9 protein-coding genes and 1 pseudogene are annotated in these 9139 nt (G+C 46.4%); 8 read left to right on the forward strand and 2 right to left on the reverse strand.

Annotated elements, in window-relative coordinates; all coding sequences use genetic code 11:
• Positions 1-187: 187 nt before the first annotated feature.
• A complete protein-coding gene (locus AC4IE7_RS00825; protein ID WP_490774903.1) occupies positions 188-616 on the forward strand; it encodes a hypothetical protein in 429 nt (142 codons plus the stop codon).
• Positions 617-726: 110 nt separating this feature from the next.
• Here AC4IE7_RS00825 and AC4IE7_RS00830 read toward each other — a convergent pair whose 3' ends face one another.
• Positions 727-822 carry a PEP-CTERM sorting domain-containing protein gene (locus AC4IE7_RS00830; RefSeq protein ID WP_490774904.1) on the reverse strand — a complete coding sequence of 32 codons (96 nt, stop codon included), beginning with the start codon at positions 820-822 and terminating at the stop codon, positions 727-729.
• A 1215-nt stretch (positions 823-2037) separates the two neighbouring features.
• Between AC4IE7_RS00830 and AC4IE7_RS00835 the strand changes: the two genes are divergently transcribed.
• The 7 genes from AC4IE7_RS00835 to AC4IE7_RS00865 all read left to right on the forward strand — a co-directional run bounded on the left by AC4IE7_RS00835 (position 2038) and on the right by AC4IE7_RS00865 (position 8555).
• Positions 2038-2544, forward strand: a complete 507-nt coding sequence (locus AC4IE7_RS00835; protein WP_490774905.1) for a putative adhesin — start codon at positions 2038-2040, stop codon at positions 2542-2544.
• Between the two features lie 198 nt (positions 2545-2742).
• Positions 2743-3360, forward strand: a complete 618-nt coding sequence (locus tag AC4IE7_RS00840) for a DUF4124 domain-containing protein (protein WP_490774906.1) — start codon at positions 2743-2745, stop codon at positions 3358-3360.
• Between the two features lie 398 nt (positions 3361-3758).
• Positions 3759-3902 (forward strand): hypothetical protein, encoded by a 144-nt coding sequence (locus tag AC4IE7_RS00845; protein WP_490774907.1) that lies wholly within the window; start codon positions 3759-3761, stop codon positions 3900-3902.
• The gene (locus AC4IE7_RS00850) at positions 3902-4501 is read left to right on the forward strand and encodes a TetR/AcrR family transcriptional regulator (RefSeq protein ID WP_490774908.1); all 600 of its coding nucleotides are present in this window, start codon (positions 3902-3904) and stop codon (positions 4499-4501) included. Before AC4IE7_RS00845 ends, AC4IE7_RS00850 begins: the two co-directional genes overlap by 1 nt.
• Positions 4498-7101 carry a PEP/pyruvate-binding domain-containing protein gene (locus tag AC4IE7_RS00855; protein WP_490774909.1) on the forward strand — a complete coding sequence of 868 codons (2604 nt, stop codon included), beginning with the start codon at positions 4498-4500 and terminating at the stop codon, positions 7099-7101. Before AC4IE7_RS00850 ends, AC4IE7_RS00855 begins: the two co-directional genes overlap by 4 nt.
• A gap of 271 nt (positions 7102-7372) precedes the next feature.
• Positions 7373-8089: a hypothetical protein gene (locus tag AC4IE7_RS00860; RefSeq protein WP_490774910.1), complete on the forward strand. Its 717-nt coding sequence runs from the start codon at positions 7373-7375 to the stop codon at positions 8087-8089.
• A gap of 76 nt (positions 8090-8165) precedes the next feature.
• Positions 8166-8555, forward strand: a complete 390-nt coding sequence (locus AC4IE7_RS00865; RefSeq protein ID WP_490774911.1) for a hypothetical protein — start codon at positions 8166-8168, stop codon at positions 8553-8555.
• 78 nt (positions 8556-8633) lie between these two features.
• On the opposite strand, the pseudogene AC4IE7_RS00870 reads toward AC4IE7_RS00865, so the two are convergent.
• Positions 8634-8909, reverse strand: a pseudogene (locus AC4IE7_RS00870) (group II intron maturase-specific domain-containing protein); the annotation flags it as partial.
• Positions 8910-9139 lie beyond the last annotated feature (230 nt).

The raw sequence follows: 9139 nt of genomic DNA on the forward strand, positions 1-9139 counted from the left end.
CTACAAAATACTATTCCACCCGTAGGGTGCGGCCCTGCCGCACCATCTCCTGCATACAACTAACCAGGCAATTAATACGCCAACACTCAGCCATTGAGCACCCCCACCACAACTTAACCCGATAAAACATACAGTGCTATGATAAACCAGACGTAAGATCACATCTGCCCCATCAACAGGTTGAATAATGAAGACAGGTTATCTGGTACTGGAAACACACCCTGATCATACCGGCATGATAAGAGCCAAAATCAGGGCTGAGCTTCCCAACACTCAGGATTCCGAAGAGGGATCAACGATTCGCTACATCGCACGCTTTGACGACGTCGAAGCAGCCCTGATGCACCTGCATAATGAGCTGAATCATAAACTGGTCGACCTTGACAGCAGACTCTACAAGGCCGATATAGCAGAGGCCATCTCAGCAATCCAAGCAGATGAACTGCGCCATAAGCAAGTATGGATAGACCCATCCATTGACGAGCAGGTAATTGCAAAAATCGAAGCCCAAACAACAAAACTGAAAAAACGCCACAACATACAGAATCGTATCTGGATGATGGTCGGTGGATTTTTTGTCATACTCTTTTTTGTTTTGAATACGATTAATGGTTAATAGATTGCGTATAAACACTAAGAGATTCTGAAAAAGTCTGATAACGATTTCCCGCCGTTAAAACAGTTACGAGATACTAAACCGCTACCCCCTGTTACTTAAACGCAGATTCATACCTGAACTTCAGAGGTCAATTTTTTTATTGCACCCAACATTCCAATCAATCCAGCACCAAACAGCCATAGCATTGCAGGAAGAGGTACCACATGCAGAGGTATGTCGAAATTGTGATGCTGCCGGGATGAAAAGCCACAGCACAGCTCATACCATTCATGAACTCTGCACAGCTGCGTGAGAAGCCAACGCTAAATGAGGTGTCGTTATATAAAATAGACTCATCATTAAAAAATGTATTGAATCACCAACCAAGCCCCAACATATAAGGTTGGAAATAGAGAAAAATTGTAGGATATATTTTTTAGACCTACAGTAATTATCTACTTTTTAGTGAATTTCCAACCCCCTTTGGTGGGGCATGGCCCCACCCTACCTGAATGCTGACCAGACCGATTGAGGGCTCTGCTTAGGTAGATACCGCACAAGTCTCTCGCCCTATAGACCTTTGTTACCTTCCTGCACATATAGAGTGATACCTTACTATCTCGCCAGCTCAGACTTGCTGAAATCACCCAGCCAATCGCCTATTAACACCATTTTTTGATCGATTGGGGTCTCTCCTCCTTACCTATGCATTATCTACATGTAAACGATCTATCCGGTCTAATCTGTAAACAATGTTACCGGTTTCTACTCTTACTCCCCTCTCCCCTCGCGGGAGAGGGGCTGGGGGAGAGGGGGGCATTCAACAACACAATCATCTAGATCACTACTCAGCACGACAAGGATTGATCGGATCGTACCGCATATGCGTCAGTACCATTAAGCGCTTGGCGCACACCCTCTCCCCAACCCCTCTCCCGTCAAGGGAGAGGGGCTTAGCATCTGTTTCTGCTGTAAATGAGGATATCAGCTACTACTATTAATAATTGATAGGCAGAACTTAGCGCCGTTCTAAATATATTTCTCGCAGGCCTTCTTAAGGGCTCCTCTGTTAATTGCTTGTGCCCTCTGCGTGACCTGAAACGTGGAGCAGCAAGGCGTGAGCTTAAGCAGAATGGTTGTTCCATTCTCAAGCATCACAACGCAGTAGATGCATGCTTCAGGCCGCGCCCTACAGGGTTTTAAGACTCGTCCAGACTCGGCGCTGCACTTTTTCGACAGGCAATAAGCATGGCTTCAAAAGCTCGCCTTGATTCTGAACAGGTCGTAAAGCTAGAGGGCACAAGCAATTAATATGAGGTGCCCTAAACTACAAGGTTCCAGGAAACTTTTACTCTTAAAGAGATGTTGTTGACAGCGAAATAGCCATTTACAACTTCGTGTTAGACAGCCAAATAAACACTACATAAAGGAGACAGGAAATGAACGAATATTTTGTTTCAGCTCATGGAGGACGTGACGCAGGCACTTCCACCGGCACTTTTGTCATACCTAATGATCTCGAAATTCACTTCTATAGCGCAGATGGGACTGTGTTACAGAACTCCCTCGCAGTGCCTCTATATTGTGACCTGACACGACAGACAGGTTATGGTCGAATCTGCTCTTCCTATGTTAAGCGGATCGCAGGACCATACCAGGTTGTTCCTGACTACATTGCATTTGGCGCAGAGCATCAAGGTGCAGATGCTGATCCTGTTTTCCAGGGATATCCGACAGGTATATACCGGGCGGGAAGACAAGCGCCATCCCTGCCCATTCCAGCTGGACAACAGATGCGGCAGAGTGAAATCATTTACTCCAGAAAACCCCATTTAACAGGACGCCTCCTTTGGCTTTGCTGCCGTGAGAATATGGACCCAAATCGTGTTGTGCAACCTTATAGACCCAGTGATGTAGTCGCATGGGGTGGTGCATGGCGTGATTGAACTCTTCCAGAACATACAAGGTGGTAAATACCACCTTGATCGCCTACCCTGTCTGAGTGATATTGATAAATTTCATAGGAGTACCCGATAAAAAGAGCAGATATAACTTTGGAAATAATCACAGACTTAGTAAACCTGAGGGGCACGGCCATTAATATTTGCCTTACCCAAAAAACATAGAAGTTAAAGAGGAACAATATGAAGTATCTATTGTTGATATTGAGCCTGGGCATTGGGTTCTCAACGCATGCGGAAACCTACAAATGTGAAGATGGTAACGGCAAGATCAGCTATTCGAGTAATAAGTGTAAAGAGGGAAGTAGAGAACAGACCTTAAGCGCCATTTATAAAGAAGCAACCGATATTCCAAGCAGTGGTAATCTTAAACAATTCGTTTATAGACACACCCCACCTTTCAAGCTAACAACAAACAAAAAAACGGTCATCGCCATGCAGGGAATAGAGGCATGGAAAAACGTTCAAAAACAATCAGGACTGAAGGATGTTGAGATATATAAATATGATAAAAGCGACGCTAAGAGCACCGTTACGCTCTCCATTCGCTCTTTTAAAAATGAAGCTTCCGCCTCTAAGTTTTGGACTAACACAAAATTTGATAAAAACGAATATGATATAAAAAATACAACTGCAGTGACTCTGCGTTCAATATCCTCATTTGGAACTAAAACATCTGCTTTCTATATGAAACACAACTCATATTTTATCGAGCTTAATATCGTCTCTTTTGATTCCGACCCCCAATCAGAACTGGAGGCAACATTCAAAGAGTACTCTGATTTCGTTAAAAACATTTAAGGGCACCTCTATTAACTGCTTATGCCCTCTGCGTGACCTGAAGCGTGTAGCTGCAAGGCGTAAGCCGAAGCAGAATGGTTGTTCCATTCTCAAGCATCATAACGCAGCAGATGCATACTTCAGGTCGCACCCTACGATCAAGCGGCACGCTTCCAGATGCGTGCCGCATACTAGTGGATCAGCCCACTAGCCATCTCCATTCCAAATCCATAACCGCACTCTATGGTTACTCGCCTACCGTCACATCAATTGGGTGAGATTTCTTAGACAGAAAAGCTTAATAAAGCCCATGGATGGGCGACTACATAGCACCATACTAACATGGAGCAGTCGTACATTTGACAAATTTGTATACGACGTCTATATTTTTACGTCGTACACTTATCAGGGATGCTGTCATGAAATCAGTGAAGAATCACAACCCCGCTACTCAACTGAACAATCCACCAAAACAAGGCACCTCTACCCACTCCAACCAAGCAGTGCCGATCAACAAGAGTGCAACTCTAAGCTGCAGAGATAAAGTCATGGAGATTGCATAATGAGCGCTATAGGTCGTCGCGAGCGCAAACGTCAACAGACAGCAGATCACCTGACAGATACCGCCTGGGCTCTGTTCCAGGCCCAAGGATTCGAAGCGGTAACCATGGAAGCAATCGCCGAATCAGCAGATGTGGCGAAGGGGACACTCTATAAATACTTCCCGGTGAAAGAGGCCCTGCTGCGCCACCAATTTCACCGAGAACTGACCAAGACACTACCAGGGATACTCAAGCAGCTCTCCGACTTAGCAACCATTGCTGAGCAGTTAAAGGGGTTTCTTAATCTGAGTGCAGACTGGTCGAAAAAGCATCGTCAACACATAGGCCCCTACCTCAACCTACGCATGAGAGAGGCCGGCCTCCCCTACAACCCTAACAGCCAGAAACGCAGTGGCGTAGAGCAGCTCTTCACCAACTTTATCAAACAAGGTCAGGAGAGCGGTGAGTTTCGCAATGACCTTGAAGCTGCCACTGCTGCCCAATATCTGGAGTTTCTCTACCTCGCTTCGTTGATGCGCTGGCTCAACAACAGAGAGATCGATCTCCATGAAGAGTGCCACACCATGTTCAATCTCTTTCTTCACGGATTGACGTCATGATCATTAACAGCTGGGAAGCGATCCTGCAGGCAGGAGCAGAACAGGTTGGCGGCAAGGCGTGGCAGCTTGCGCGACTGTATCGTTACGGATTTAAGATACCACCTGGGCAGGTGGTCAGTGTAGAGGCGTATCGGCGATGGCTCGATAATTCCAAGCTTGAACTTGAACTACTGAAAGCTGCAAGATCACCCCAAGATGTAAGAGCTGAAGCCCTGGCTGAAGTGACAGATAGACTTATCCATCTCCCTACAGGAGTTGAACTGAAGTCACTAGCCAATAGCCCAATGGCGGTACGTTCATCAGCACCACAAGAAGATTCCACCCGCGCCTCCTTCGCCGGTATCCATGCCTCCTGCCTTAACGTTCAGGGTGATTCAGCCATGGAGCAGGCAATTCGCACGGTCTGGCTCTCATTATGGACAGCCACTGCCATTGCTTATCGCGAGCGTATCGGTCTGGCCCATGAGCAGGCGTCGATGGCAGTACTGATCATGCCCCTGATACCAGCCAAGGTCAGCGGCATCGGTTTTACCAAAGACCCACAAAGCGGACGTGACGACCGGATGGTAATCCACGCCACCCAAGGCCTTGGTGAGAGCCTGGTGAGCGGTCGTACAACGGGGGATGAGATTGTCCTGGCCGAGGATCTACAGGATGACAGCCTGAAGCTGCTGTCGTTAACCCCTGGCGATAAATCACTGCGGATCGATGCCAAGCCTGGTGGCGGCACCGAAGCACTTCAGCTACCCAGTGACAACACCCCAGCATTGAATGAAACTGAATCACTGCAACTAGGTGAACAGCTGCGTCTGGCAGCCTCTGCCCTTGACTATACCAAGCCTGACTTCGACCTGGAGTGGGCCTGGGATGGCAAACAGTTCTGGCTGTTGCAGGCCCGGCCTATCACAGCAACAAATCGATGCACCTACCCTGAGCTGGCAACCCAGCCAGAGATCTGGTCACGAGGCAACACCAAAGATGTGGTGCCCTACCCCCTCTCCCCCTTCGACTGGAGTGCATCCCGACGTTTGGTCAACGCAATACTCAAAGAGGGGTTTAAGCTCGCCGGGGTTAAACTACAACCAGGTGTGCAACGAGCTGGGCTATTTAAAGGCCGACTCTATATCAACCTCTCTCTGTTACAGTGGGAGGGGTACGCCTCGGTTGGGGTCATGCCTGAAGCGATGAATCGCCTGATCGGTGGTCATCAACCAACAATAGAACTCTCCCCATCAAAGCGACAGCGATTGGCACAGGGCATTAACCTGATACGTTATCTCATCAACTCCCCCGCCAGACTCAAAGCGGGACGAGCATCAATCAACCAGGTCATGAAAAAAGTCGAACAGTGGAAAAACGACCCACTACCTGAAACAGAAGAAGATTTCGCAACCACACTACGCAAATACTGCCGCTACAGTAGAGATGCACATGACCTCCATTTCCTCCAGGGATCTGCCAGTAGCGCGCTCAGCTTTCTGGTGGATACCATAGATGAGAGGCTGCCTGGAGAAGGGCATGCCCTGGCCGCTGCGCTGATGGCTGGCGGTTCACCCAGCGTCACCGCACAAATGGGATACGACCTGGTGACACTCGCAAAGCAAGCAGTCGCAGACCCATTCACCCAAGAGTGGCTGCAACAGCGCAAGAGAGGTGAAGCACTCGACTGGCGTCAACTGCCCAAGTCCAACCCATTACGACAGGGATTCACAACATTTCTAAAGCGCCATGGACATCGCGGCCTCTACGAAACCTACACCCGCAATCCACGTTGGCATGAACAACCCGACTATCTCCTGGATAACCTCCTGCAGCTGGCAGAAACCGACCTTGAGGCCCAGTCGCATATACAACAGGAGGCGCGGAATAAAGCACTAGAGCGAGTGAAACACGCCCTACCCTGGTGGAAACGCCCAATGCTCAACAGCATGGTAGATGCAGCCAAACGTGGTAGCAATGATCGGGAGGCGGCTCGCAGTGCGATGATCGCAATGATGGACCCACTTCGTCAGATGTTACTCCATTTAGGTGAGCGCTGGGTTGAAGCAGGCTGGCTTGAGAAGAGGGATGAAATCCTCTACCTGATGCAGCATGAGATTTTTGCTGTGTTAGAAAACGCCCTAGCGGGAGAAGCAGTAAAGCCAAGGATAGTTGACCGCCGCAGACAGTTCGAAATCTGGCAGCAAGAAGAAGCAGCAGATGTAATCATGCAACAACCCGATGGTAAAAACATAGAGCAGATAGAGAAGCGTGGTGCAACATTGGCAGGTGGTGATTGCTATAAAGGTATCCCGGTAGGTACAGGCCGAACCAGAGGCATTGCAAGAATCTTACACAACCCAGAGCAAGGCGAACGGTTGGGGCATAACGAAATCCTGGTCGCCCCCTCGACAGATCCCGCATGGACTCCCCTTTTCCTGAAAGCCGGTGGACTGGTAATGGAGACCGGCGGCTATCTGTCCCATGGCGCTATAGTAGCCCGTGAGTTTGGAATTCCAGCGGTGGTAAATCTACCGGGTATCCTGCAACAGCTCAGTGATGGTGAGCTTATTGAGGTGGATGGTGTTGAGGGAGTAGTGACCAAGCTTGAAGTTATTTGAATAAATAATAGTGTATCCTGAATCCACCTCAATTATTTTTCATATAATCTGCAGTTTTTGATACTGCGACATTATTTAGCATCCTCTTTAATTAGGAAGTCAAAAGGGACATTGTCCTTTTTTACTGGCCATGCCACAATCATAATCTATAATCATTAAGGATTTCAGATAGATGGGAACTAGAGTAGTTTACACAACAATTAAAAAGGTCATCCCGATAATATGTATTAAAAGGGCATTGGCCTTTTAATACTGCTGTTAGGTTCTACACGTGCCAAAATGTAAGTTATGCCATACAGACCAGGAATTACGTAATTCACATATTATTCCTGAATTCTTATGGTCTGATCTTTATGATCAAAACCATAAATTAATAGGGATTACAGGAAAAGGTAGGAAAGGATGGAGTACGTTGCAGAAAGGTCTACGAGAAAAATTGTTCTGTGAAGATTGTGAACAATTTTTCAATGAGCACTTTGAAAAACCATTCCATAGTCTCTGGGTCGAAAACTGTCCTTTACTTTGTCCTTGGGAGAAAGAGGAGGTACTTTGGATAAATGTAGACTATGCATCTTTTAAGTTATTTCACTTGAGCGTACTCTTTCGAGCACATGTATGTACTCTACCAACATTCTCAGAAGTGGACCTAGGGCCTCATGCAGAGAAAATTCGGGAAATATTGCTTTCGAGAGATGCAAAATCTACGCATGTTTATCCTATTTTTGGGTATGCAGTAATCCACAGCAAAAAGAAATGTCCTGTTCAGATGATTTCTTATGCACAATCATCGAAAATGGATAATTTAAGATGTTATGGAATTATGTACGGCGGTGTTGAGTGGTGGATAGGTGTGTCCTCACATATAAATAAAGAATTTCAAAAAATGTGTCTCCAAGCCAATGGAAAAATTCCTATTGCGCCAATTCCTTGGAATGAAGTAAATAGCGTATTGGATGCCAGCAATGCATTACGAAATAAAAGCACCTAACAAGTCAATGCTACGGAAAATTTGTTCGCTTTCGCTCTCAAATTCCCGCAGAGCGTGGCGTTATAACTCAAAGTAGATGAACAGAAAGCAACTTAAATTGATTGAAGTTTGGGTCGTAATTGGCTTTCTGATAGCAATGCTAATCTTATTCGAAGATGCCAAATGGGATGTTCGGTGGATGTTTTTACCTGTAATATTTTACATGATTATAAATTGGGCTCATATAAATGAGTTTCAAACTATAAACCCAAAACCATCAGAAATACTTGAGCATAATAAAAAGGTTAAATTCCTGGTGCTTGGAAGTGTCGCCAGTTTGATAATAGCGGCTTTCGTTGTATTGTTATTAGGGATAAATATTGTAAATCATTTAGGGTTTGGTGGTTTATTATTGTTGCTAAGCTTACCTTTTCTTCCGATATTAATAGCGAGTCAGTATGCTTTATTTAAAGAGCTTAAAAAATGAGTTATAATCGGGTAAGGACGGGTATCTAACCCGCCCTCCCCACACCACCTAGCATGCGGGTCCGCACTAGGCGGTTCATCAAGCGTAGTGAAACTTAATCCATATCTCTCGCACTGAGACGAGCCCTTGTTTCGCCAACCACTTGTTGGTCATTCCCGATTGCGTGGCAAGCGTTCTCGCCAAGCGATACGGCCCCTTTGAGCTCAGACCAAGACACACAGCTGTTCGTATCCTGGAACCGAGTTTGATCAGATTGCGGATGCGGGTACGTGGCTTGCGCCATTGTTTCAAATAGCACATGCGGATTCGTCGCCGTATCCACTCATCCAATCCCGGCAGGGGCCGGTAGTATTCGGAAAGACCGTAGGATACTAACTAGAGATACTAACTAGACACCCACTCCAAATAGATTTGATTAGATACTAACTAGACACCCACTCCAAATAGATTTGATTTGCCCCCCCAGATTCAAGATGGCAGTATCGACACGTCTTAAAGATTGGTTCTATATGTTCAAGAAATACGAAGAATGACCGGGTATTTATATTGAAGTACGGTTTTAAAAGTATGTTTACAGATTCTCA

The sequence above is a fragment of the Candidatus Thiodiazotropha sp. AKAK3 genome, assembly GCF_058244645.1.